At 58.1% G+C, this 25239-nt stretch carries 25 protein-coding genes, 1 tRNA gene and 1 other RNA gene; 10 read left to right on the top strand and 17 right to left on the bottom strand.

Translation table 11 applies throughout. From position 1 onward, the window contains the following. Window positions 1-140 precede the first annotated feature (140 nt). Window positions 141-226: transfer RNA gene (locus tag GRI35_RS07820), tRNA-Tyr, on the bottom strand. Window positions 227-391: 165 nt separating this feature from the next. Here GRI35_RS07820 and rlmB point away from each other — a divergent pair. After that, on the top strand, window positions 392-1186 hold the full coding sequence (rlmB, locus tag GRI35_RS07815) for a 23S rRNA (guanosine(2251)-2'-O)-methyltransferase RlmB (protein ID WP_160613645.1): 795 nt from the start codon (window positions 392-394) through the stop codon (window positions 1184-1186). Between the two features lie 21 nt (window positions 1187-1207). Then, window positions 1208-2221, top strand: a complete 1014-nt coding sequence (locus GRI35_RS07810) for a hypothetical protein (protein WP_160613644.1) — start codon at window positions 1208-1210, stop codon at window positions 2219-2221. Window positions 2222-2322: 101 nt separating this feature from the next. Here the strand turns inward: GRI35_RS07810 and GRI35_RS07805 are convergent, their stop codons facing one another. The 7 genes from GRI35_RS07805 to ffs all read right to left on the bottom strand — a co-directional run bounded on the left by GRI35_RS07805 (window position 2323) and on the right by ffs (window position 8985). Then, complete coding sequence (locus GRI35_RS07805) at window positions 2323-2595, bottom strand: HU family DNA-binding protein (protein ID WP_160613643.1); 273 nt, start codon at window positions 2593-2595, stop codon at window positions 2323-2325. 233 nt (window positions 2596-2828) lie between these two features. Then, on the bottom strand, window positions 2829-5219 hold the full coding sequence (lon, locus tag GRI35_RS07800; RefSeq protein ID WP_160613642.1) for an endopeptidase La: 2391 nt from the start codon (window positions 5217-5219) through the stop codon (window positions 2829-2831). Between the two features lie 134 nt (window positions 5220-5353). Then, window positions 5354-5848 (bottom strand): Csu type fimbrial protein, encoded by a 495-nt coding sequence (locus tag GRI35_RS07795; RefSeq protein WP_160613641.1) that lies wholly within the window; start codon window positions 5846-5848, stop codon window positions 5354-5356. Between the two features lie 164 nt (window positions 5849-6012). Further along, complete coding sequence (locus tag GRI35_RS07790) at window positions 6013-6498, bottom strand: Csu type fimbrial protein (protein WP_235900161.1); 486 nt, start codon at window positions 6496-6498, stop codon at window positions 6013-6015. Window positions 6499-6681: 183 nt separating this feature from the next. Beyond that, entirely contained in the window at window positions 6682-7023 is a 342-nt protein-coding gene (locus tag GRI35_RS07785; protein ID WP_160613639.1) for a YbaB/EbfC family nucleoid-associated protein, read from the bottom strand. Further along, window positions 7020-8831 carry a DNA polymerase III subunit gamma/tau gene (locus GRI35_RS07780; protein WP_160613638.1) on the bottom strand — a complete coding sequence of 604 codons (1812 nt, stop codon included), beginning with the start codon at window positions 8829-8831 and terminating at the stop codon, window positions 7020-7022. The genes GRI35_RS07785 and GRI35_RS07780 overlap by 4 nt, the downstream gene beginning before the upstream one ends. Before the next feature lie 59 nt (window positions 8832-8890). After that, window positions 8891-8985: signal recognition particle sRNA small type (gene ffs, locus GRI35_RS07775), an RNA gene on the bottom strand. Window positions 8986-9124: 139 nt separating this feature from the next. Between ffs and GRI35_RS07770 the strand changes: the two genes are divergently transcribed. Further along, a complete protein-coding gene (locus GRI35_RS07770; RefSeq protein ID WP_202390529.1) occupies window positions 9125-9814 on the top strand; it encodes a hypothetical protein in 690 nt (229 codons plus the stop codon). 40 nt (window positions 9815-9854) lie between these two features. On the opposite strand, the gene GRI35_RS07765 is transcribed toward GRI35_RS07770, so the two are convergent. From GRI35_RS07765 to GRI35_RS07755, 3 genes are read right to left on the bottom strand one after another with little or no spacing between them, the layout of a single operon-like run. Further along, window positions 9855-10133: an ETC complex I subunit gene (locus GRI35_RS07765; RefSeq protein WP_160613637.1), complete on the bottom strand. Its 279-nt coding sequence runs from the start codon at window positions 10131-10133 to the stop codon at window positions 9855-9857. A gap of 15 nt (window positions 10134-10148) precedes the next feature. Beyond that, the gene (gene hrpB, locus GRI35_RS07760) at window positions 10149-12575 is read right to left on the bottom strand and encodes an ATP-dependent helicase HrpB (RefSeq protein WP_160613636.1); all 2427 of its coding nucleotides are present in this window, start codon (window positions 12573-12575) and stop codon (window positions 10149-10151) included. Between the two features lie 50 nt (window positions 12576-12625). After that, entirely contained in the window at window positions 12626-13636 is a 1011-nt protein-coding gene (locus tag GRI35_RS07755; protein WP_160613635.1) for a polyprenyl synthetase family protein, read from the bottom strand. Window positions 13637-13723: 87 nt separating this feature from the next. Between GRI35_RS07755 and GRI35_RS07750 the strand changes: the two genes are divergently transcribed. Continuing rightward, window positions 13724-14017 carry a chorismate mutase gene (locus tag GRI35_RS07750; protein ID WP_160613634.1) on the top strand — a complete coding sequence of 98 codons (294 nt, stop codon included), beginning with the start codon at window positions 13724-13726 and terminating at the stop codon, window positions 14015-14017. A gap of 67 nt (window positions 14018-14084) precedes the next feature. Further along, window positions 14085-14498, top strand: coding sequence for a PilZ domain-containing protein (locus tag GRI35_RS07745; RefSeq protein ID WP_160613633.1), 414 nt, complete (start codon window positions 14085-14087; stop codon window positions 14496-14498). Here GRI35_RS07745 and GRI35_RS07740 read toward each other — a convergent pair. The 4 genes from GRI35_RS07740 to GRI35_RS07725 form a co-directional block, all read right to left on the bottom strand. Further along, entirely contained in the window at window positions 14495-15808 is a 1314-nt protein-coding gene (locus tag GRI35_RS07740) for a sensor histidine kinase (protein ID WP_235900287.1), read from the bottom strand. The genes GRI35_RS07745 and GRI35_RS07740 overlap by 4 nt on opposite strands. A gap of 105 nt (window positions 15809-15913) precedes the next feature. Beyond that, window positions 15914-16594: a response regulator transcription factor gene (locus GRI35_RS07735; RefSeq protein WP_160613631.1), complete on the bottom strand. Its 681-nt coding sequence runs from the start codon at window positions 16592-16594 to the stop codon at window positions 15914-15916. A gap of 98 nt (window positions 16595-16692) precedes the next feature. Beyond that, on the bottom strand, window positions 16693-17004 hold the full coding sequence (locus tag GRI35_RS07730) for a hypothetical protein (RefSeq protein WP_160613630.1): 312 nt from the start codon (window positions 17002-17004) through the stop codon (window positions 16693-16695). Window positions 17005-17073: 69 nt separating this feature from the next. Continuing rightward, window positions 17074-17790, bottom strand: a complete 717-nt coding sequence (locus tag GRI35_RS07725; RefSeq protein WP_160613629.1) for an SIMPL domain-containing protein — start codon at window positions 17788-17790, stop codon at window positions 17074-17076. Window positions 17791-17901: 111 nt separating this feature from the next. Here GRI35_RS07725 and GRI35_RS07720 point away from each other — a divergent pair, with 111 nt between their 5' ends. Genes GRI35_RS07720 through GRI35_RS07710 form a run of 3 tightly spaced genes read left to right on the top strand, consistent with a single transcriptional unit; the run spans window position 17902 to window position 21893 of the window. Next, complete coding sequence (locus GRI35_RS07720) at window positions 17902-19467, top strand: amidohydrolase family protein (protein ID WP_160613628.1); 1566 nt, start codon at window positions 17902-17904, stop codon at window positions 19465-19467. 48 nt (window positions 19468-19515) lie between these two features. After that, window positions 19516-21324, top strand: coding sequence for an ABC-F family ATP-binding cassette domain-containing protein (locus GRI35_RS07715; protein WP_160613627.1), 1809 nt, complete (start codon window positions 19516-19518; stop codon window positions 21322-21324). Beyond that, window positions 21321-21893, top strand: coding sequence for a uracil-DNA glycosylase family protein (locus GRI35_RS07710; protein ID WP_160613626.1), 573 nt, complete (start codon window positions 21321-21323; stop codon window positions 21891-21893). The genes GRI35_RS07715 and GRI35_RS07710 overlap by 4 nt, the downstream gene beginning before the upstream one ends. Here the strand turns inward: GRI35_RS07710 and GRI35_RS07705 are convergent. After that, window positions 21886-22359 carry a DUF6456 domain-containing protein gene (locus tag GRI35_RS07705; protein WP_160613625.1) on the bottom strand — a complete coding sequence of 158 codons (474 nt, stop codon included), beginning with the start codon at window positions 22357-22359 and terminating at the stop codon, window positions 21886-21888. The genes GRI35_RS07710 and GRI35_RS07705 overlap by 8 nt on opposite strands. Window positions 22360-22474: 115 nt before the next feature. On the opposite strand from GRI35_RS07705, the gene GRI35_RS07700 reads away from it, so the two are divergent. Both GRI35_RS07700 and GRI35_RS07695 read left to right on the top strand, forming a co-directional pair. Beyond that, window positions 22475-23047 (top strand): helix-turn-helix domain-containing protein, encoded by a 573-nt coding sequence (locus GRI35_RS07700; RefSeq protein WP_160613624.1) that lies wholly within the window; start codon window positions 22475-22477, stop codon window positions 23045-23047. Next, window positions 23044-24252 (top strand): glycosyltransferase, encoded by a 1209-nt coding sequence (locus tag GRI35_RS07695; protein WP_160613623.1) that lies wholly within the window; start codon window positions 23044-23046, stop codon window positions 24250-24252. Before GRI35_RS07700 ends, GRI35_RS07695 begins: the two co-directional genes overlap by 4 nt. Before the next feature lie 3 nt (window positions 24253-24255). Here GRI35_RS07695 and secF read toward each other — a convergent pair whose 3' ends face one another. Beyond that, a complete protein-coding gene (gene secF / locus GRI35_RS07690; protein WP_160613622.1) occupies window positions 24256-25236 on the bottom strand; it encodes a protein translocase subunit SecF in 981 nt (326 codons plus the stop codon). Window positions 25237-25239: the final 3 nt, after the last annotated feature.

The following is a 25239-nucleotide window of genomic DNA, read 5'->3' as shown; positions in this document are numbered from 1 at the left end:
GCCAAAATGCACCAGTTTGCGTGTCCCTATGCGCGTATTATCGGCCATTGTCGCTCAACGCGAGCCAAATCCGTAAGGAGTTTGGGGTCAAATCTATAAAGAACTTGAGGAAATATGCGGCGATGCAGCGATATGGCAAGTGGTGGACAGGATAGGATTCGAACCTATGTACGCTTGCGCGGGCAGATTTACAGTCTGCTGCCTTTAACCACTCGGCCACCTGTCCACTGGCTTGCCTCTGGCGGGATTTCCCGCCGTGCTGGTGATCTCAAATCAATGAGCTAACCTGCCGAGAGGCGCCCCAATGGCGAAGCTGCGCTTGCCTGTCAATGGGCCTGCTGGCATGGCGCGAAAATCAACCACATTCCGGTTCTCAATTTAGGATAGTTCAATGGCCAAAGGTGGCGGCAAACGTGCATTGAGAGGCCGCGCTGGCCGGATGCAAGGCGGACGCGGCAGCGGGCGCGCCAGCAGTGGTCAAGTGCGCTTTTGGGGGCGGCACGCCGTCGAAGCTGCTTTGCAGAACCCGGACCGCAATCACCACAAGCTGTGGGCGACCCGCGAAGGCATCGCCTCGCTCGATGGCGAATTGCCCGATAATTTCCCGGTCGAGTATGCCGAAGTTGCCGATCTTGGCCGGCTGGTATCGAAGGACACGCCGCATCAGGGCCTGGTGCTTGAATGCGCACCGCTTGAGGATATCCACCTCGATGATGTTCTGACCACCGCTGACGGCAAGCCTTTGCTGGTTCTCGATCAGGTGACAGACCCGCATAATGTCGGTGCGATCCTGCGGTCGGCTGCGGCTTTTGGAGCTGCGGCTATCGTAACCCAAGACCGCCATGCGCCGCCCGAATCCGGGGTCGTCGCAAAGTCTGCATCGGGCGCGTTGGAAACTGTCCCGTGGGTCCGCGTCGTCAACCTAGCCCGCGCAATGGAACAAATGGCCGAGGCAGGATATTGGCGGATCGGCATGGCAGGCGAAGCCGAGGCAACTTTGGCCGAAGCCCTCCCTGCAACGCCGGTGGCATTGGTCATGGGCGCAGAAGGCGACGGCATGCGCCACAATATTGCCGGACATTGCGATGCCCTTGCCAAGCTGCCGATCAGCAGCAGCATCGAGAGTCTCAACGTATCCAATGCAGCGGCAATCGCGCTTTATGCTATCGCGACGCGCGAGGACTGAACGACCATACAAGGAGCTCCTATGAAATTCCCACCTATCCGCCGTATTTCGGCCACCTTGCTAGCGGCATTCAGCGCGGCCATGCTCACAGGCTGCTTTATGATACCGGGGAATTTCGATGCCAAACTTGATCTTAGATCAGATGGAACATTCACCTATTCCTACAATGGCGAGATACGTTTCCTTGGTATGAGCGAACTGGCGCAAAGGTCGCGAGGGCGGAACGAGGTCAGTGAATGGGACCCGGGCTCGCAAACATGCTGGGGCACAGTGTCAACCGAAGCTACCGATGCCGAGATCGAGACAGCAGCGGTGGAGGCTGTAGCCGAAGAAGCAGATGTGGCTGAAGCAGCTGCAGAGGGAACAATTGTCCCTGTGACCATTGAAGATTCTTACGATGACCGCGAATGCACAGAAGAAGAGTTGGCCGAGCGGCGCAAGGAATTTGACGAGCGACAAGAGCGGTCGCGCGAACGCCAAGAACGCGAAGCCAAGCAAATGCAAGCTGTCTTCGGCGGCATTGATCCAAGCGATCCAAGCGCTGGCAAGCAGATTTCCGAACGTCTGGAACGCCAGCGGGGCTGGAATAGCGTCGAATATCTCGGCGAAGGCCTGTTCAAAGTCGATTTCTCGATCACCAGCCGGATCGATCATGATTTCACTTTCCCGACAATGGAAGGGATGAGCGCAGGCCAGCCGTTCCTCTACGCCTTCCGCCGTGACGGTGATACCGTGCGGATTGAGGCTCCTGGCTTCACAAGAGGGGGCAGCAGCGGCGCGCTGGGTGGCGGATCGATGAACTGGCTGATGCTTGCTGGTATGGAGCGCGGAAGCCGTTCAGGCGATCCTGATCTTTCGGAATTGCTCAAGAATACCAATGGCACATTCACCATCACCACCGATGGAGAAATCCTGGCGAACAATACTGACGCGGGATATAGCGATACCGCCGCTGGCAGAACGCTGGTCTGGAAGATCAGCAGCGACAGCATGGATTCCGCAGCGCCCATGGCGCTGGTCAAACTCGCGCAATAATCGCTTCCGGACAGGTCCGGACAAAAGAAAGGCCCCGTTTGCTTGAACTGCAAACGGGGCCTTTTCTTTCGGGCCCAGTCCGGCCCGGTATCAGCAAGAGATCAGTTGACCGCGTCTTTCAGGCCTTTGCCGGCTTTGAATTTCGGCTGGTTCGATGCTTTGATCGTCATCGGTTCACCAGTGCGCGGGTTACGTCCGGTCGATGCCTTGCGCTTCGCGACTGAAAATGTGCCGAAGCCGACCATGCGCACTTCATCGCCATTCGACAGAGCCTTGACGATGGAATCGAAAACACCCTCAACCGCGCTTGCAGCATCGCTCTTCGACAGGCCGCTTGCATCCGCAACTGCACTGATCAGATCGTTTTTGTTCATTCTGTGAACCCCCAATAATATTTTTTGCCTCGAGGCGCAGAAGGCGCCTGAGCGAAGATGCTGGATAGAAGGGATTTTTGCGGCTTCTGTCAAAGGCAATTCTCGCCTGAGCCGCTAGAATTGGGACGAAATGCGCCAAATCGCGATGAATCGCTGACGCCACAGCAAATAAAGGCTCTTGTCGCGCATGATACAGCGCAGCGACTTTCTCCCGAGTCGCTGCGCTGCAGCAATCAATGCGCTGTGCGCGGAATCACATCGCTCGCGGCGGCAGCGCCGGGTTGGCTGGCCAGATCATCAGCCTCTGTCCATTCAATAGCCTCAGGCGCCGAAGTCAGCGCCGTTTCGAGCACCTGATCGACATGCGCGACCGGAATGATTTCCAGGCTGTCTTTCACATTTGCGGGAATCTCGGCCAGATCCTTGACGTTTTCTTCCGGGATCAGAACGGTTTTGATCCCGCCCCGAAGCGCCGCGAGCAGCTTCTCCTTAAGACCGCCGATCGGCAGCACCCGACCACGCAAGGTCACTTCGCCCGTCATCGCCACATCGGGACTCACCGCGATACCCGAAAGCGTCGAAATGATCGAGGTAACCATCCCGATACCGGCGCTCGGACCATCCTTTGGCACTGCACCTTCGGGCAAGTGGATGTGGATATTCTTGCGCTGGAAAATCGACGGTTTGATCCCGTAGGCCGGTGCCCTCGCCTTCACGAAGCTGAAAGCCGCCGCGATAGACTCGGTCATCACTTCGCCAAGCTTGCCGGTCGTCTTCACTTCGCCTTTGCCCGGTGTGGTGACGCTTTCGATGGTCAGCAGTTCACCGCCCACTTCTGTCCATGCAAGACCAGTTACTGCGCCCACCTGCGCTTCCTCGTCGGATACGCCATGCTTGAATTTGCGCACTCCGGCGAAATCACCAAGATTATCCGGCGTGACAGTCACACTGGTCACTTCACCTTCAAGGATCTTGCGCAGGCTCTTACGGGCCAAACGGGCGATTTCGCGTTCCAATGTCCGCACACCCGCTTCACGGGTGTAGTAGCGAATGAGGTCGCGCAGGGCCTCTTCGGTGAGTTCGAACTCGCCTTGTTTCAGGCCATGCGCATCCACCTGCTTCGCCAGCAAATGCCGCTGCGCGATCTCGACCTTCTCATCCTCGGTATAGCCTTCCAGCCGGATGATCTCCATCCGGTCTAGCAAAGGCTGCGGCAGGTTCAGACTGTTCGCGGTCGTGACAAACATAATGTCCGACAGGTCCAGATCGAGCTCGAGATAGTGATCCTGGAATTTCGAGTTCTGTTCCGGATCGAGCACTTCAAGCAGCGCCGATGCCGGATCGCCGCGGAAGTCCTGACCAATCTTGTCAATCTCGTCGAGCAGGAACAGCGGATTGCTGGTCCCGGCTTTCTTGAGGTTGGTTACGATCTTACCCGGCAGCGAGCCGATATAGGTCCGACGGTGCCCGCGAATTTCGGATTCATCGCGCACGCCGCCAAGCGATTGGCGTACAAATTCGCGTCCGGTGGCACGGGCGATGGATTTACCAAGGCTGGTCTTACCCACACCGGGAGGACCAACGAGGCACAGAATTGGACCTTTCAGCTTGTTGGTCCGCGCCTGCACCGCAAGATATTCGATAATCCGGTCTTTGACCTTCTCCAGCGCGTAATGATCCGCATCGAGAATTTCCTGCGCCTTGCCCAAATCCTTTTTGAGCTTGCTTTTCTTGCCCCATGGCAGGCCGAGCAGGACATCTAGGTAGTTGCGAACAACTGTCGCCTCGGCGCTCATCGGCTGCATGCCTTTAAGCTTTTTAAGCTCGCTATCCGCTTTGGTTTTCGCTTCTTTGGATAGCTTCAGCTTTTCGATTTTCTCGGCAAGTTCGGCCAGCTCATTGGCTTCCTCGGCTTCGCCGCCAAGTTCGCTCTGGATCGCTTTCATCTGCTCGTTGAGATAATATTCGCGCTGGGTCTTTTCCATCTGGCGCTTCACGCGGCCACGGATTTTCCGTTCGACCTGGAGTACCGACAGTTCGCCTTCCATGAAGGACATGACCATTTCCAAGCGGCGCAGAGGATCGTTCTCTGTCAGCAGAGTTTGCTTGTCGGAAACCTTGGTGTTGATCGAGGCGGCAATCGCGTCAGACAACGCGCCTGCATCGTCGATTTCGCCGATGTCATCGCTGGCATCTTCGCCGAGCTTTTTGTTGAGCTTGGCGTATTCGCCAAACTGCTCGGTGACGGAACGCATCATCGCGGTAACTTCGCTGCCTGATGCCGTAACGGCTTCCAGTACCTCAACATCGGCAATCACATGTTCGCCTTGAGCGCGCAGCTCGTTCAGCTTCGCGCGCGACGTGCCTTCGACCAAGACGCGCACTGTGCCGTCAGGCAGTTTCAGCAGTTGTAAAACCTGCGCGACGACGCCAACGTCGTAGAGATCTTCCGGCTGCGGATCGTCACAGCTTGGATCCAATTGGGCGAGCAGGAAGATGTCTTTACTGCCTTCCATGGCCACTTCCAATGCAGCCACCGACTTGTCGCGCCCGACAAATAGCGGGACGACCATGCCGGGAAAGACCACGATGTCGCGAAGAGGCAGAAGGGGGTAATTGCTCATAATAATGTCCGTAATATCCGGTGCGCATTAGAAATCGGCGCAGCCTGTATGACAGAGATATGGGAAGCGATACGCCGCCCTGCAATGCTCGATCTGGAAGAAGCTGTGGACCGGAGCTCCAGCACTCCGCCCGCTTACAATTCGACAGTGACAGTCAATGTATCGCGGTAGACGCCTGCGGGGTTGAATGTGCTGACATTCGGGATGTGCCCATAGACGTTGAATGTGCCCTCTGCGGGTCCGCTAGCGCGGAAGCGCACACCTTGCCTGCCGAGGCCCCATGGCCGTGTGCGGGATGCATTGAGATAGACATTATAGGCAAGGAAATCACCATTCTCGTTGATCATGCGACGCTGCCTGCCGCTCGGGTTCTGGCCATAATCGATGGTGACATTGAACACGGTGAAACGGGTGCAGCGCAAATGTACTGTCCCCGCTGCTTCGGAATCGCCGCTTGTTCCGACATTGGCGATCTGAAATCGCATCGGCGTCGCCTGCACATCACAGCGCGCCCGAACCTCGCCGGACACGGGCATGGCTGCGCTATCGGATGCCTGCGCCAAGGCCGGTCCGGATATCAAGGCTGCTGCCGCAAGGCCGAGTGCGCCAATAGTTCTGCGAAAAATCAATTTTGCGATCCCGATATTCTCAACCAGGATCAAATAGCCAATTACGGCTTAAATTAGGTTAACGCCAGAGCGCGAACAGCACCAAGCGTTATGCAAAAACCAGACAGATCAAAAATTCGCTGTCAGCACAACATTATCGCGATAATTATCCTTGGTGGCCGCGCTCAGAAATTCAGTGTGACAGTGATGGTGTCTTGATAGACCCCGGATGGCGTTTCCATATCAACCGTGCTGATCCTGCCATACGCCATGATGCTCTTGCCAGTTGCACCTTCGACGGAGCCTGATACGCCGTCGCCACTGCTACCCCATTCCGTCGATCGCGAAGCATCAGCAAAAATCTGGTAGTTCAGGTAGCGGCCGTCTTCACTTACCATCCGGCGTTGTTCACCCGCTGAATTGGTACCACGATCCATATCGACTGTGAAAGCTGTTGGCGATGTACAGTCGATATTGATGCGGGCGGAGCCGTCGACGCTGCTGCGTCCGGTGACATTGGTCTGGCTGAATACCATGGGCGAGGCCAAGATATTACAATTATTTTCAATCACAGCCGACACGCTCATTGTCGATGAGTTGCTCTTGGCAAAAGCCGGAGCAGAAATCACAAAGGCAATGATAACGGCAAGCATTAAGGAGGACAGGCGCATGTAGCGTCCTTTTGGTAAATGGCCTCCTAGCCACCGACCGATATGGCCGCTTCTTATGAAAAATTTGTTAACAACGGAGTTTTTCATGGCGAACCGGATAGTACCGCTGCCAACATCAGTGTGAAAAAAATTCTAACCGGACAGATTTAGGACACAACGCACTCCGACGGTCAGTCGAAACATTCACCCCATGCCGGGAAGTTCAAAGCCCGGTGGCAGACCCATGCCGCCTTGGATGTTCTTCATTTCCTGTTCGGAAACGCGATCAGCCTTGGCCCGTGCATCGTTGAATGCAGCGGTCACAAGATCCTCGACCATCTGCTTTTCTTCGGGCTTCATCAGGCTTTCGTCGATGTCGACGCCCAGAATGCGCCCCTTCGCCGAACATTTCACTTTGACGAGACCGCCGCCCGCAACGCCTTCAACTTCGATGGCGTCGAGTTTGGCCTGAACATCGTTCATCTGCGTCTGGATGGTTTCGGCGGCTTTCTGGGCAGCCTGGATCATTTCTTCCATCGATTTCATGCGCGTTTACTCCAATTTCGTTGACCCTGAGGGTGAGCCGTATCTTCTTCAACCATTTCGGCATCGGGGAATGCTGCGAATGTGGCCTCGACCAGCGGATGCTTCAAGAGCGCATCTTTGGCGAGCTGCTGCTCAGCCTCCTGCTGCTCGACCAGAGAGGGCTCGCCCTCTTCCGAACATTCTTCAACAATCCACCGCTCACCGGTCGCACCCATCAGTGCATCGCGCAATTGCGGGCCGATATCGTCCTTGAACTGACTGGGCCGCGAAAAGCGCAAAGCACCTGTTTCAAGCGACACCACGCGCACCTGCAATTGCATGATGCTGGCCGCAAGGTGATTGCCATTGGCTTGCACACTTTCGACCAGCTGCGACCAGCTTATATTGGCTGATGGCGCAGAAGCTCCGGAGCCACCGGCAGCAGCATCTGCCGGTGCAGCAGCTACTCCTGTGGTTGCCAGATGCTCCAGCTTCTTCGCCAGCTTGCCCGGATCGGGCAGCTCGGCAGCGTGGAGTACCCGCAGCAACGCCATTTGTGCGGACACCAACGAATCGGGTGCCTGGCGCACCTCGTCATGCCCCTTGAGCAGCATTTGCCACAAGCGATGGAGCTGGCCGGGGGACAAGCGCCCGGCCCACTCTTTCAGAGCCTCGCGCTCTTCGCTGGTAGGCGCATCGGCTTCGCCGCCGCTGACCTGAGCAACCGTAATGCGGTGCACCAAATCCATGATCCCGCGCATCAGAGCGAGAGGTTCAACACCAAGCGAATATTGCTCGTCAATTGCGGCCAGCATGCCTTTCGCGTCGCCGCCGAACAGCAATCCGAGAAGCCGGCGCTGTGCGCCTTTATCGGCCAGACCGAGCATGTCCTGAACGCGGGCGGCCGTCACCTGCCCTTCTCCGCCGAGATCGGCATGGGCAATCGCCTGGTCCAAAATTGACAGACCATCGCGCACGGATCCCTCGGCAGCGCCCGCGATCATGTTGAGCGCTTCATCCTCAGCCTCGACATTCTCCAGGCCGCATATCTTGCCGAAATGCGATTGGAGAAGGTCGGTGGGTATCCGCCGCAGATCGAAACGCTGGGTCCGGCTCAAGACTGTCACCGGCAACTTGTCGACTTCGGTCGTCGCGAACAGAAACTTCACATGGGCAGGCGGCTCTTCAAGTGTCTTGAGCAACGCATTGAAAGCATTGCGCGACAGCATGTGAACTTCGTCGATGATGTAGATTTTGTAGCGCGCCGAAACAGCGGCATAACGCACCGCTTCGATGATCTCGCGCACATCATCAACGCCGGTATGCGATGCTGCATCCATCTCGATCACATCGATATGGCGCCCTTCCGCAATCGCAGTGCATGGTTCGCACTGGCCGCACGGATCGATCGTCGGCCCGCCCTGCCCGTCGGGTCCGACGCAGTTTAGTGCCTTGGCGATCAAACGCGCGGTCGAGGTTTTCCCGACACCGCGAACGCCCGTCATCAAGAATGCATGTGCCAGCCGGTTGCGCTCGATCGCATTTGCCAGCGTGCGCACCATCGGCTCCTGCCCGATCAGTTCGGAGAATGTCTGCGGACGATATTTCCGTGCGAGAACACGGTAGGGTTGGTTCATCTCGACCGGGGCTTCAGCCGGTGCCGGTTCCGGAATCGTTTCCGGTTCAGGTTTTGACGCAGATGTTTCCTTCGCAGCGCCGCCAAACATCGAATCTTGCCCCGCTGCCTCCAGCTCGGCCGCGGTCGGAGCATCGTCTTGCTCCTCGGTCTCCCATGGCGGGTTGCCGGAATTGTCTGGTGAATCGCCCATGCCAGATTGGTAGGCGCTGCGGAGGCGATTGTCATGCGCCTGTTTGCAGGAATATGTATAGAAAAGGAGCCGAGCGACCCGCCGCAAATCGTTGTGGCTGCTTCCTTCCGGACCTGACCAGGTTGGCGAACGCAAACGTCCACCCGACTCCCGAGCGGGCATATGGCGTCGAGGTCCGCCAGAATCAAGCCGCAAAAGGAAGGCTTTGTAAGGTTTGCCCTGCAATCACCGCCTATGGCGCGCGCCTGAAAACCTGATAGAGCATCCCGCCATATCCACTTCTGGAGTGCCCGATGCCGTCAAATTGCCGCCTTTTCCTGCCGTGTACCGCCGTTCTTGCAATGGTAGTGCCGCATCCGGTGATCGCGCAGGACATAGACTTTGGCGATGACACCGGCCGCTATGCCAATGATGGCGAATGCGATGATAGCCGGTTCTCGGGATCGGGAATGACTAGCACGGTCTTGCTCGAATCGGATGTTGCCACAGATGCGAGTGACTGCCGCGCGGCCTATGAACGCGGCGACCTGGCGTTTCTGCCCGGCATACCCCGCCTGCCAGCCGAAGAGATCAATTGGGGCGACGATAGCGGCGAGTGGGCCAATGACAGCGAGTGCGACGACTTTCGCTTTGTCGGGCCAGCGATGGCCGAAGCACTGCTGATCGATGGTGTTGGCAAGGATGCCAGTGACTGCCGCGACGCCTATTCAAAGAAGAGCGTAACGCTGAATCCGCTTTTCAATGCTGGGGCGGACAATACCGGGATCAATTTCGGTAATGACACTTCTGCCTTCGCGAAAAACGGCCACTGCGATGACGTCCGTTTCACCGGCACATATGCGGCCGATACGATCTATCTGGTCGATGATATCGGGAACGACGCGACCGATTGTAAAGCCGCGGTTGATGCCGGGGAAGCCCGCTGGCAAGGCAACGATCTGCCAATGGATCTGGGCCAGGTTCCTGGCGATGACGCAGGCTAACCAAGCCAAGTCTACGAGAAGAAACTACTAGCGGAATCTACTAGCGGAAATTGTCGGCGTAGGCCTGAATTTTGAGAGTTTTATGCGGCGTCGAATGCACGCGTGCGGCAATGCCGTATTTCTCGGCATAGGCCTTTGCCGCGTCTTTGTCCGGGAACGACAATTGCACCTGCGCCTGTGTGTCCGCGCTACCGGTCCACCCCATGAGCGGATCAGGCTTGCGCGCTTCCGATTGTTCGAATTCGAGAATCCATTCGTCAGTCCGGGCTTTGCCGGATTGCATCGCGCTTTGCGGGCGTTGGTAAATTCGTGCGGCCATGAAGGTCCCTTTAGGTCAGCTTTGCCCGCGTGAAAAGGCGTTCTTCGTTTTCAGGCTCGGCTTTTCCAGCCATGGGTGCTCGGGCCAGCGATGTTTCGGGTAACGCCCTTTCATATCTTTGCACACATCCTGCCAACTGCCGCGCCAAAATCCGGGCAAATCGCGCGTGGCCTGAATCGGGCGGCCAGCCGGACTGGTGAGGTTGAGTAACAAGGGTTCGTAGCCAATCATCGGATGCTGATCGAGGCCGAACAGCGCCTGAACTCTGACATCTACGGACGGAGCGCCTTCTCCCACATAGTCGATTGTATGATGCGTATTTGCAGGCGTTGCGAACGCGCGCGGGGCCAGCGTATCCAGCTTCTGCCGGTCATTCCAAGCCATTTGACCGAGGATCGCATCGACCAGTTTGCTCTTCGGCAGTTTGAGATCACGCCGCCCTACAAGCAGCGGCGCAAGCCAAAGCCCGGCATTCTCGACAAGTTGTTCCTGAAAGGACTCCAGACCGATGAAGCGCGCGCGGGCAACAAGCTCTGCAGGCAATATCGCATCGATCCGATCAAGCGCTGTATCGAGCAATAAATCCTGCATAGCGGCTGGATTAGGCTCAGGATCGGGACCGGTTGAAATCGTAATCTCGCCAAGCTTGCGGACCTTCCGCGCTTCGGCGCGTTCGTCTTTGGTATTCCAGCGCAACGTCGACCGGCGTTCGATCACATGGCCGAGATGGGCCTCAACCTCGCTTGGATCGAGCCGGGCCGCAGCGGTAATTCGCGCACCCTTGGCCTGCCCCTGCGCGTCAGCGATAACAAGCCATTCGGCTGAACCCAGCGGTGATGCAGGATCGAGGAAGTAACCCCGTCCACCTGCCGAAGCCCAATTCTCACCCGAGGCGTCGCGCCGTTTGGCGATGTTGTCGGGCTTGGCAAACGCCAGGAACAGCGCCGGATTAATCGGCTCGAATTCCGCTCCTGAGATCAAACGCTCGGCCCGCTCGGTCCAACGCGCGGCCAGTTTGCGGGAGGCTTTTGCGCGCGGTGAAGTATCACTGTTCCATCGATCCAATCGCTGGAGCAAATCCTCACTGCGCCCGCCAAGGCCGCGCTCTTGCAGCAGCAATGCGAGCCGCGCTGCTTGCTCCGCCCGGCTGACTTGCGCGCCATACAGGATCATTGCCGCCGAAACCGGATCCATCGGTAGCGACGCCACTTGATTGCCAAACGGGGTAATCGCATTCACCGCGTCAAGCGCGCCCAGCTTCCGCAGCCGTTCGCGTGCCGAAGCTATCGATGCGGCGGGTGGTGGATCGATCCATGCGAGCGATGCCGGATCCTGCGTACCCCATTTGGCCAGCGCCAGCATTAACGGTGCCAGATCGCTGGTCTCGACCTCAGGCGGATCGAATTTTGGTCGCCCGGCATGTCCGGCTTCTTCCCACATACGGAAAGCGACACCTGGCCCCAACCTGGCTGCGCGCCCGGCCCGTTGCGCAGCCGCTGCCTGGCTCGCCCGAACGGTGACCAAATGCGTTGTCCCCGCTGCCCGGTCAAACTCGGCGCGTCGCGCAAGCCCGCTATCGACGACCACACTGACCCCATGGAGTGTAAGCGAAGTTTCAGCGATCGCGGTTGCCAAGACAATACGCCTAAACCCGTCACGATTACGCTGTATCGCGGCGCGTTGGCCCGCCGGATCAATCTGGCCGTGGAGTGGTAATACCGGCACATCCGGCAGTTTTGTCGTGAGCCGCTCCCGGACACGCTCTATTTCGCGCACACCGGGAAGGAATGCCAGAACATCGCCGTCTTCCTGCCGCCATGCGGCCAGGACAGCCTGGGTCATTCGATCTTCAATACTCAGCTCTGCGCGCGATCCCAGCCATTCGATCCGCAGCGGATGCGCTTTACCTTCGCTCTCGATCACCGATGCTTCGGGACCAAGCAATGCAGCAAAACGCTCGCCATCGATGGTCGCGGACATCACGCAGATGCGCAGATCGTCGCGAAGGACCGCGCGGCTTTCCAACGCAAGCGCTAATCCAAGATCGCTGTCAAGATGCCGCTCATGCGCCTCATCGAACAGAACAGCGCTGACGCCTTGGAGCTCAGCATCCTCGACGATGCGGTTCACGAAGATCGCTTCTGTCATCACCAGAATCCGCGTTCTGGCGGATTGTTTGCTATCCAGACGAGTCAGATAGCCGACCGTCTCGCCCGCCTTCTCGCCCAGCATTTCTGCCATGCGCTCCGCCGCTGCGCGCGCCGCCACTCTGCGCGGGCTGAGCAGAATGATCTGGCCCGTGCACCAAGCCTGATCGAGCAGTGCCGGTGCCACGGCAGTCGTCTTACCCGCACCAGGAGGAGCAATCAGGACAGCAGCGCCGTCTCTGTCGAGAGCCGACAGTAAATCCGGCAAAACTGCATATATGGGAAGATCAGACACCTGTCAGTCCTAACGCCAACAGATGAGCTGCGAAAGCTCGTATCGCGGCCCTAATATCCCCGTGCGACGGCAAAATGCGCCGCTTCGGCCATCGCTTGGCGGGCATTGCTGTCAGGGAAGATCGAAATTGCATCAATCGCACGGTGGGCGAAATGCCTCGCGCGCTCACGAGTGTCTGCGACCGCGTCATATTTGGCGATCAGCGCAATCGCTTCGGCGAGCGCATCATCGCCGGAAGTCACACCTGAAATCGCGTCTTTCCAGAACTTGCGTTCCGTATCGGTCCCGCGCGAATAGGCCAGAATAACCGGCAACGTCATTTTCCCTTCGCGGAAATCGTCGCCCTGGTCCTTGCCCATTTCGGCAGCATCGGAATCATAGTCGATTGCATCATCGACAAGCTGGAACGCGACACCCAGATTGCGGCCATAATCGTCGAGTGCGCGCTCTTGCTGTTCGTCACACTCGGCAACGACGGCTGCAATCCGGCTTGCAGCGGCGAACAGAGCGGCAGTTTTGGCACCGATAATGTTGAGATAACGTTCTTCGCTGGTCTCGATCTGCCGCTGTGCGGTCAATTGATCGACTTCACCTTCTGCAATGATCGCGCTCGCGCTGGAGAGGATTTTGAGAACTTTGAGGCTGCCATCCTCCGTCATCAGCTCGAAGGACCGGCTGAACAGGAAATCCCCGACCAGCACCGTTGCGGGGTTGCCATAAATGATATTCGCGGCCGCTTTGCCCCGGCGCAGATCGCTGCCGTCCACCACATCGTCATGCAGCAGCGTCGCGGTGTGAATGAACTCTACCGCAGCGGCAAGCTTGTGGTGACGATCACCCGTATAGCCGACCAGTTCAGCCCCGGCGAGCGTCAGCATCGGGCGAAGACGTTTTCCGCCACCTGAAATCAAGTGGCCAGCGAGTGCCGGGATCAGCGGTATCTCGCTCTGCATCCGGTCCAGAATAACCGCGTTGACCGAATTCATACCGGACGCAGTAAGCGCCAGCATCGGATCAAGTGTCGCCCGCTTGCGCGGCATGGGAATAACCTTGGCGCTCATGGCCTACGCTCATGGCCGCGCCTGAAAATGTTTGCAAGGCAGAACCGGCGTAGAAACGATGCAAAGAGCGTGATAGAGACTTGCGTGATGAGCAACAATGATACCGACCAACAACTCGCCGCGTTCCGCCGCAGCATCGACAATATCGACGCGGCGCTGATCCACATGCTCGCCGAACGGTTCCGGATCACGCAAGCGGTTGGCGAGTATAAGGCAAAGGTCACGCTGCCTCCCGCCGATCCGGACCGCGAAGCCCGGCAAGTCGCCCGCCTACGCCAACTCGCCGAAGAAGCGCACCTAGATCCGGAATTTTCAGAGAAATTCCTGCGCTTTATTATCGACGAAGTGATCCGCCATCACGAGAAGGCGCGTGAGGGCTGAATCTGCTGCATAGTTGCCGGCACATCGCATTTACCCGAAATTATGGTTTCTAGCGTATTAACCATCAATGGCCAGCGCAGCTCTCAAACCATCGTCCGTTTTCGGAAGCGGCTCAATCCAGCCGGATCAACGCGCCGCTCAGCGATTCCGCGTGCTTATGCCCGGCTCGATCACGCTGCTTGACGGGGTCTTTGATTACGCAATTGAAGACATCTCGCTCTCGGGCGCGCGCTTCATTACCGATGTTCCTTTGGCTAAGCAGCAGGAGGGCATCTTGCACTGCACACCTTTGGAAGTGCTGTTCTCGGTTGTTTGGACCGATGGTAAAACTGCTGGCGTCCATTTTGAAGAAGAGATTGCGCTTGGCACTGTCCGGGCGCTGCGGTGGCACAATGACAGGTTTCGTAGCCAGCACGACGCTGCGCTTCGCGGCCTCGTGCAGGCATGGGCCAGCAAAGAGCCTGTGACCGGAGCGGTTTAACGCGCCCTCGGCAAGCTTAGCTTGACCAGCAATCCGCCCAAATCTTCGCTCTCGTCAAGCTCGACCCCGCCGCCATAAATCTCTGCAACATCGCGCACGATCGCCAGGCCCAGTCCGGTTCCCGGCTTGCCTGTGTCGAGACGCGCACCGCGATCGAAAATCTCGACCCGCTTTTCTTCCGGAATACCCATCCCGTCATCCTCGACCCAGATGACGCATTGCTCGTCGTCGGGCTCGGCATCGACGGTAACAAATACACTGCCTCCGCCATATTTCGCCGCATTCTCGATCAGATTGCCGAGAATTTCATCGAGATCCTGCCGCTCAATCGAGACGACAGCTTTCTTCCGGCCGTCCAGATCGATCCTGACTGCAGGATAGAGCCGCTCGACCGCGCGCAGAACGGCTTCGGCGCTGTCGCAGACTTGGGTGCGCGCGAGCCCGACAGCGCGGCGACCCACTGCCCTCGCCCGGGCCAAATGGTGATCAACGTGGCGGCGCATCGTCGTTGCTTCGCGAATAACCGTATCGGGCAAATCCGGTGCGCGCGCGGTGGCGGCATTGTTCACTACTGTCAGCGGAGTTTTAAGCGCATGGGCCAGATTGCCCGCATGAGTACGCGCTTCCTCCGCCTGTTTCTCCGAATGCGCGAGCAGCATATTGAGCTCGTCCACCAGCGGTTGAACTTCCAGCGGAAGAGGATCGGTCACGCGATTGGTGCCTGTCGTCCGGATGCGCTGGATCGCCATTCGCACACGCCGCAGAGGCCGCAAACCATAGAAACTCTGCAACGCTGCCATCACAAATAGACCCAGGCCGAGGACTGCGAACGACCAGATCAGAATCGAACGGATGCGCGTTATCTGGCCATCAAGCTCTTCGCGCGCTGATGCGACGGCGAATGTCCATTGCGTATCGCTTTCGGGAAGTGTGAGTGACCGTTCGGCGATGCGCAGCGGCTCACCATCGAACTGGTCGCTATCGTAATAATGAACATCGTCATCGACATGATCGAGATTGATCTGAAGCGTGCGATCCCACAGGCTGCGCGAGGGCCAATCCTCATGCCCTTCACCGCTAATCTGCCAATATAATCCGCTATTGGGCTCAAGGAACCGCTGATCCCCTAGAGGACGATAGAAGAATACTTCACCTTCGGGCCCAACCTCCGACGAGGCAATCATGCCGGTCAGCAAATATTCCAGTTGATCGTCGAAATTATCCTCGACCAGATCAACGAGCGCGCGGTCCAATGCGAACCCACCCGCGAATAACAGAACCAGAATCCAACCTGCCGCGATCACCATCATTCGCCGGCTCAGGCTGCCGGTGTGGTGAAGTGCGGTGTCGCTCGTATCGCTGTCTTTAGCGCGCGCTTCTGCCACTAAATCTGGTTCAGGCGCGTTCATCGGAACTTAGGAAGCGCGCGGCGCTTCGTCAGGATCGTCGAGGCTGTAGCCCAGACCGCGGATGGTCGTGATGACTTCCGCGCCGAGTTTCTTGCGGATGCGCGTTACGAAAACTTCGATCGTGTTTGAATCGCGGTCGAAATCCTGATCGTAAATATGTTCAATAAGCTCGGTCCGGCTGACGACTTTACCCTTGTGATGCATCAGATAGCTCAGCAACTTATATTCCTGCGCTGTCAGCTTTACCGGCTCACCGGCCAGAGTGACACGGCCAGAGCGCGTATCGAGACGCACAGTACCGGCGGTCAGTTCGGAAGACGTGTTGCCAGATGCGCGGCGAATAAGCGCCCGCAAACGCGCGATCAGTTCTTCGGTCTGGAATGGCTTCGCCAGATAATCATCCGCGCCTGCATCGAGACCGGCAACCTTGTCCGACCAGCTGTCGCGCGCCGTCAGCACCAGCACAGGGAACGTCCGGCCTTCCTTGCGCCACATGCCGAGCACAGTCAGTCCGTCAATTTCCGGCAGGCCCAAATCGAGAATGACTGCATCATAATCCTCGGTCGAACCAAGGAAATGACCATCTTCACCATCGGTGGAGAGGTCCACAGCATAGCCGTTTTGTTCGAGCGTCGATTTAAGCTGTCCGCCGAGTGTCGGTTCGTCCTCGACAATTAGGATGCGCATAGTGGTATCGTCCCCAGAGTTTCGTTTGTTTGCTAAGTGGTCTTTTGTTGCAAACGCGTCAACTCACCAGCGATTTCTCTATTGGTCTTGCGAGTTCTTTATTGGCTGCGCCGGAGCACCCGATTGGTCCGCGCATCGACATCGATAAAGATCATTTTGCGATCGCGGATAAAACGCAGCCGATAAGCCATCGCCGTCGAGTCATAGGCTGGCCCTAGATATTGGTATCCTTTGGCTTCCATCGGATCCACATGCCGGCTCTCGATCTTACTCAGCGGAAGCACATTTCCCGCGCGCATTTCCTTACGCGCCTCACCCTGGTCGGTGCGCGATTGGGCAGCAGCCGGAACCGAACCGCACCCGGTTGCCACAATCGCGCCGACAAGAGCTGAGAGGAAGAGCTGTTTCATAATAGCTATGTGCCTAAGCCCCATGGATTGAACAAGGTGTGAATATTGCAGCCGCTTGGCGTTCAGGCGCTAGCGCGTCATTTCGTATTTGACGGTAACCGTCACACCGGTGCCGACCATGCCCGGCTGAACGGGAGTGGATTGTTCGACGGCAACGTCATTCGCAACCCTCATGCTCATCATCGGCATCGGCTGGTTTCGGGAAATGCTTTCGCTAACCTCGAGCAGCTTGATCCCCGAATAACCCGACCAAGTGGCATATTCCATCGCCCGCATCTGTGCGGTGTCCATCGCTGCCTTGCGCGCCTGCGCCTTCGCCGCCGTGTCGTCATCTATGGAAAAACTGGGACCGCCAATATCGTTTGCACCTGCCGCGACCAGTGCGTCCAGCACTTCGCCAGTTTGCTTCACATCCCGCAGAATGACGCTCACACGGTTTGATACAGCGTATCCGCGAAACACCTGTTTCTGGGTTTGGCGGTTGTAATCATATTGCGCATTCAGATTGATGCCAGATGTCTGGATATCATCCTCGTCAATGCCCAGCGCCTTTATCCGTGCAATCACCGCAGTCATTTCACGCGCATTGATCTGCATCGCCTCAACCGCAGTTCGCGCCTCCGACGTAACGCCAGCGCTAATGGTGGCCAGATCAGGCGCGGCTTTCACCGTTTCTGTAATGGACAGCTCGACGACCGGACCTGCAGATTGGATCTGTATTTCGGCAGCCGCAAGCGGCGCAGAAATAGCGGTGGCAACAAGCATTGGAATGGCATAACGAACCATAGAAACTCTCCTTAAGTCGTCAGATATGGGTCAGACATTTAGCGCAGCAGGCTTGCGCAGGTCTGAACCGGCGCTACGCTCTTCATTCAACTAATGAGGGGCCACCACACAATGTTCCGAAGTATTTTGCTTGCCATCGCATCGCTTTGGGCAGTCGCTGCGTCCGCGCAAACCGGGATGGAGCCGGTGCCCGAACGCGCCGCGTCGGAAGGCCAAGGCCCTTACAGCACAGTAATTGTGCGCGGGGCGACAATGATCGATGGAACAGGCGCCCCGCCCGAAGGGCCGGTCGATATTGTGATCGAAGATAACCGGATTGCCGCGATTGCGCGCGGCGGTGTGCCCCAGACCGCTCTGGATGAAGCGGTACGCGTGATCGATGCGCGCGGCATGTATGTGATGCCCGGATTTGTCGATGTGCACGGCCATAATGGCGATCCGCGCAAGGCACCGCAGCCTTCTTACGGATACAAACTATGGCTCGCCCATGGGGTGACGACAGTGCGCGGTGTGTCCTTCGGCTTCGGACCGGACAGCGACGATCTCGATCACAAGGTCCGCAGCGCTGCGAACACTATCGTTGCCCCGCGCCTGTTTGCTTATGCGGTGCTGGGCGACAAATGGTCAGGCGGCCCGATCAGCACTCCGGCCAAGGCCCGCGAATGGGTCCGATGGGCGGCAGCAGCCGGTTATGACGGGATCAAATTCTTCAACACCGATGCGCCCGATGTAATGGCAGCGGCAATCGACGAAGCGGAGAAGCAAAAGCTCGGCACCGTCGCGCATTTGGGACAACGCGGCGTAGCGCAGGTCAATGCGGCCAAAGCGGTCGAGATGGGTCTCGGCGGGGTCACGCATTTTTACGGCCATATGGAATCGTTGCTCAAAGACGGAGCGCTGCCGCGCTATCCCAACGCCTATAATTATCTCGACGAGCAATCACGCTTTTCCGAAGTCGCGCGGCTCGCGGACCAGATTGTCGAACCCGGCAGCGACCCATGGAACGCCTATGTCGATCATCTTCTCGAAAGCGGCGTCACGCTGAGCCCGACATTCAACATCTACGCCGCATCGCGCGATGTCATGCGGGAACGCAACGCCGATTGGCATGAAAAATACACCCTGCCCTCACTGATGAACTTCTACGCGCCCAGCCTGACCAATCACGGCAGCTATTATCACGACTGGTCGACCGCCGACGAAGTTGCCTGGCGCAAATTCTATGGTCCATGGATGCAGTTGACGAACGAGTTCAAGAACAAAGGCGGCCGCGTCACGGTCGGGTCCGATCCCGGCTATATCTACCAGACTTGGGGCTTCGCCTACATCGGCGAGTTCGAGATGCTGCAGGAGGCCGGCTTCGCTCCGCTGGAAGTCATTCAGGCTGCGACCATGAACGGTGCGGACGAGATTTATCAGGCGAAAAGCACCCCCGCCCCGTTTGGCACGATCAAAGTCGGCAAGCTGGCCGATTTGGTGATTGCGCCCGAGAATCCGCTCGCCAATTTCAAAACGCTCTACGGCACCGGTCATCTGCGTTTGAACCGCGAAACCAATGTGCTGGAGCGCGTTGGCGGGGTGCGCTGGACGATCAAGGACGGCATTGTTTACGATGCACATGCTCTGCTGAAAGATGTCGAGATGATGGTGGCGGAGAAGAAAGCAGCACCGGAGTAGATCGCACTGCTTGCGGCTACGCGCAGAGTCACCTAACCCGCGCCATCTATGGCACAACCACCGATCCTCAGCTGGGAAGGCCTCGGCCTGCAACAAGGCGGCCGCTGGCTGTTCGGCGGACCTGACACGGACGGTCTCGACCTGCATATCGGCCCGCGCGACAAGCTTGCGCTGATCGGCCGCAACGGGGCGGGTAAGACCACATTGTTCCGCATGATCAATGACCAGATCGAGGCCGATCGCGGCGAGCGTAAAGTGAAACTCGGCACGCGTATCGTGGTGCTGGAGCAGGAACCTGATTTCACGCCGTTCGATACGCTGATGGACTTCGCACTGTCCGGCGAGAACCCGCCCGAGGCCTATGAGGTCGAGGCCATCGCCGGGCAGCTCGGCATTGACATGAGTACGCCCGCAAAAGGCGCCAGCGGCGGTGAAATGCGCCGCGCGGCCATCTCTCGCGCCCTCGCCCAAGATCCCGATCTGCTGCTGATGGACGAGCCGACCAATCATCTCGATCTGGCAGCAATCGAATGGCTCGAAAGCTGGCTGGAACGCTACAAAGGCGCGTTCATCGTCATCAGCCACGACCGGACATTCCTCAAACGCCTGACCAATGCGACGATCTGGCTCGACCGCGGAGTGATCCGGCGCAAGGATGTCGGGTTCGGCGGGTACGAAGCATGGGAAGCCGAAGTCTATGCCGAGGATGCACGGATCGCGCACCGGATGGACGCCAAACTGAAGATCGAAGCCCGCTGGCTGGAACGCGGCGTCACCGCTCGCCGCAAACGCAACCAGGGACGGCTCGAAAAGCTCTGGCAGATGCGCGCGCAGCGTGCCGCGCTCATGGACCCGACCGGAACCGCCAAACTTGGTCTCGAAAGCGACGACAGTAACAAGTCCAAGTCGGTTATTGTCGCTGATAAAGTTTCGAAGTCGTATGGAGACCGTGCAATCATCCGCGACTTCTCGCTGCGCATCCAGCGGGGCGACCGGATCGGTGTCGTGGGTGCAAATGGTGCGGGTAAAACAACCTTGCTCAAACTGCTGACCGGCGAATTGGAGCCCGATGAAGGCACTGTCACAATCGCCAAGACACTGACAGGCGTGAAAATCGACCAGCAACGCGCCTTGCTCACACCCGACAAGACGGTGCGAGACGTAGTCGCAGAAGGCAGCGACTGGATCGATGTGCGCGGCACCCGCAAGCATATTCAGGGCTATCTTAAAGAGTTCCTGTTCGATCCGGGTATCGTCGATACCAAGGTCGCGACCATGTCCGGCGGAGAGCGCTCCCGCCTGCTGCTGGCGCGCGAGTTCTCTCGGAAATCGAACCTGTTGGTGCTGGATGAACCGACCAACGATCTTGATCTGGAGACGCTCGATCTGCTGCAGGAAGTGATCGCCGATTATGACGGTACCGTGCTGATCGTCAGCCACGACCGCGATTTTCTGGACCGGACGGTCACGCTTACGCTCGGGCTGGATGGCAGCGGCTTCGTCGATATCGTTGCCGGCGGCTACGAGGATTGGGAGAAGAAACGCTCGGCACGCAGCAAACCGGCAAAGAGCAAGACTGCAAAAACCGCTACCGATGCCCCCGCCCCGCGCAAATCAGCGAAGCAAAACAGCAAGTTATCATATAAAGACCAGCGCGATTATGAACTGCTGCCCGCCCGGATCGAGGAACTGGAAGCCGCAATCAGCAAGGGTGAAGCGATCCTCTCCAACCCGGATCTTTACACCAGAGACCCGCAGAAATTCGCCGATATTACCAAAGGCATCGAGAATGCCCGCACCGAGAAAGACGAAGCGGAAGAACGCTGGCTGGAGCTGGCCGAACGCGTCGAGGGATGAGCGCGCTTCACCGCGAGATTGCTGCCTGCCGGATCTGCGAGCCGCATTTGGCAGACGGCGTTCGCCCGGTGGTGCAGTTTTCCGATACGCCGCAGATTCTGATCATTGGCCAGGCGCCCGGATCGAAAGTCCACGCCAGCGGCATCCCATGGGATGATGATAGCGGCGACCGGCTGCGCGCATGGACCGGACTAACAAAGGATCAATTCTACGATCCCGGAAAAGTCGCGCTCGTCCCGATGGGCTTCTGCTATCCCGGCAAAGCGAGCGGCGGCGACAGACCACCGCGCAAGGAATGTGCACCGCAGTGGCATGACCGGGTGCTCCAAACACTGCCTAAGGATCGTCTGACATTGCTCGTCGGGACATATGCGCAGGCGTATTACCTACCCGAAACCCGCAAATTATCGCTGACCGAGCGCGTTAAGCGCTATGAAGAGTTCTTACCAAGAACCCTACCTCTCCCCCACCCGGCTTGGCGCAGCAGGATTTGGATGGGCAAGAACCCGTGGTTCGAGGCCGATATTCTCCCTGTCTTGCGCAAGCGCATCAGCGATTTACTCAATTGATCCGATAAAAATCAGCCACCCGATCAAGCGCCAACTTCAGAACCAGCTTCCCACTGCGCGCTGGCCAAGAAAGTGCTTTCTCGGCTTGGGGCAGTCCTTCACCCGCGCAGACCACGCGCCAGAGAATATCGGACAGGCCGCTCCCTGCCTCAGCCAGCGCCCCATCGAAGCGCGCCTTGGCCGCAATCTGGCGTTCGGTGCCGGACAGGCCGCAAGCCGCGCCTTTGCCCTTGATCCGCACTAACTCCCAGCTCATCGTCACGCGCGCGCCCAATTGCGCGCGTTCGTAATCGGCGCGGAGCTTCTCACCTGCCGCAAACAGCCGGTCATCGATATGCCCGCGCGCATGAAGCCACGACAAAGGCGATTCCGCGAGATTGACAGTAGCACTGCGTCTGCGGGCCCGGGCCTTGCCTCGCTTCGGGCCTTCGCTGGTCAATTCGCGTTCGACTAAATGGCGGCGCATGGGGTTCTCCCTCTTCATTGGAAACGTGACTGCGAATCGCCACTTGCCAAACTGGTGTATCTGTAGGAAAGAGAAACCGATATGGTTCGTTTGAACTGGACTTTGGGAAATCTGCATGATCAACCGCATCCGTGATATCCGCAAAGCCAAGGGCTGGACTCTTGCCGATCTGGCAGAGGCCTGCGACCCGCCCACAACCGCGCAGACCATCGGACGGCTTGAAACCGGAATGCGCAATCTGTCGATCAAATGGATGGACCGGATCGCAGACGCGCTCGAAATCGACCCTGAGACATTGGTGCGGTCCGAGAAGGCCAGCACCCCGCAAGTCGTCGCCGCGCTGACAGACAATGGTGCCGAAGCGCTTAAATCGCCCGCCGAAGCGATATTGCCGACCGAACTCGACAGCGGCAGTCCGTTGATGGTTCTCTCCATCACAATCAGCGCGGGCGAGTATCGTAGCGGCGATCAGCTGTGGATGCGGCAATTGACGCCTGATGATGCCGGAAGCGCGATAAATCGTGATGTTCTGGTTCCGCGTTCCGGTGGGCGCTTTGCATTCGGACGCTTGATAGACCGGCAGGGAACGCTCGTCGGGATATTGCCGCCCGGCATCGGTGAGAAGCAGCAGGTGGTAGATGATCCCGCGTGGATTGCTGTCGCCGAAATGCTGGTGCGCCCGCTATGAGCCCCGATGCTGACAGACCCAAACGCGTTTTATCGCTATCGACGCTCTACCCCAATGCGCACACGCCGCGTTTCGGAACATTCGTTGCGCGGTCGCTAGAAGCTTTGGCGAAGCGCGATGATTGGGATGTCACCGTTGTAAACCCCATCGGCATACCGCCCATAGCGTTCGGCAAATACAAGCCGCTGGCGGCCGCAGCAGTCGACGGCGTGGAGAATGGCGTCAGCGTCCACCGCCCCAAATTCACTCTGATCCCGAGCCTGGGCGCGCGTAGCAATCCGGGTGTGATCGCGCGCAAAGTACTGCCGCTGGTGCAGCAACTTCATGCCGAGCAGGCGTTCGATATAATCGATGCGCAATTCTTCTATCCGGACGGGCCAGCGGCGGCATGGATTGCGCGCGAGATGGGCCTGCCCTGCTCGATCAAAGCGCGCGGTTCGGACATCAATTTCTGGGGGAGCAAGGGCTTCGCTCGCGAACAGATGCTGGAGGCGGCAGAACATGCCACAGGCCTGCTCGCAGTATCGGAGGCTTTGGCGCGCGAGATGTCGGGTCTGGGCATGCCTTATAACAAAATATCGCTCCACTATACCGGGCTCGATCGTGACCGCTTTCGGCCGCGCGCGCATGAAGGACTGCGGCTGCAATTGGGCAAGACGCTCGGCATTGATTTGCCCGAAACCAAGCCGCTCCTGGTGTCAGTCGGCGGGCTGATAGAACGCAAGGGGCAGGATCTCGCCATCGGCGCTCTCGCCAGCATTCCCGACGCGCAACTGCTGTTGGTTGGCAAAGGACCGGACGAGAAACATTTACGCAATCTGACACGCGATATGCGGGTGGACGAACGGGTGCATTTCCTCGGCTCGGTCGATCATGATCTGCTGCCCATCATCCTGTCGGCAGCCGACGTGATGGTGCTGCCGTCCGCCAGCGAGGGGCTCGCCAATGCATGGGTAGAATCGCTCGCCTGCGGGACACCGATTGTCATCAGCGACGCGGGCGGCGCGCGCGAATTGGTAACCAGCAGTGACGCCGGGCTTATCGTGGATCGCAATCTGGATTCAGTCGCCGGCGGAGTCAAAGCTCTGCTCGCCAATCCACCGACCACGCAACAAGTCACCGCAATGGCCAGCCGCTTTAGCTGGGAGCAGAACGCGGCCCAGCTGGCAGAATATTACGACCGGCTAATCGCCGCCCAGGCGTAACAATCAGCTCTCGCCGCGCGCGAGCTTTTCCTGCCTGTCGGCGACCGTCTCTTCGGGAACGAAGCTGTTCGAATTGACACCCAGCCAGATCAGGATCGGCGCGGCCATATAGACCGAGCTGTAGGTACCGATAAACAGGCCAAGCGTGATCGCAGCGACCAGGCCGAACAGGCTTGCAGGGCCGTAAAACAGCAGCGGCAGCAAAGCCACGAGCAGGGTCAGCGATGTCATCACCGTCCGCGCCAAAGTCTCGTTCACCGAAAGGTCGAGCAGCTCCGGAAGCGGCATCTTGCGATACTTCTTCAAATTCTCACGAATACGGTCATAGACGACGATGGTGTCGTTCAATGAGTAACCGATAATCGCCAGAATCGCGGCGATGATCTGCAGGCTGAATTCCAATTGGAACAGCGCGAAGAAGCCCAGCGTGAGCGAGACGTCATGCGCCAGCGCGAACAGGGCACCGACGCCGAACTGCCATTCAAACCGGATCCAGATATAGAGCGCAATCGCAATCATCGCGGCAAGCAGCGCGTAGACTGCTTTCTCGCGGAATTCGCCGGAGACTTTACCGGAAACCGAATCCACCCCGTCGATGCGCACTTCGGGGTGTTCGACTTTGATCGCATTGGTAATCGCGACTGTCATCTGGTTGGCGAATTCGGGAACGCCTTCGGCCTCTGGCGGCAATTTGACGCGGATGGATACCTGATTTTCCTCGCCGAAGCGCTGGATCACCGGGTCTTCCACTTGTTCGAGCGCCGAGACTGTTTCGCGCAATTCCGCAACAGGCGCGGTTTCTTCGCCGACAAAGGTCGCGCGAATTTCCTGACCACCGGCGAAATCGACGCCGTAATTGAGGCCCTGTGTGAACACCAGGCCCCAGCTGGCAATCATCAGCAATACGCTGATGATGTAGAACGGAATCCGCAGTTTCAGGAACTTGATGTTCGTGTTTTCGGGGACGAGTTTTAGCAGTCGCATAAT

It is taken from the genome of Pontixanthobacter aestiaquae (genome assembly GCF_009827455.1).
In the GTDB taxonomy this organism is placed as follows: Bacteria; Pseudomonadota; Alphaproteobacteria; order Sphingomonadales; family Sphingomonadaceae; genus Pontixanthobacter; species Pontixanthobacter aestiaquae.
This window is presented reverse-complemented; position numbering and strand designations above follow the sequence as displayed.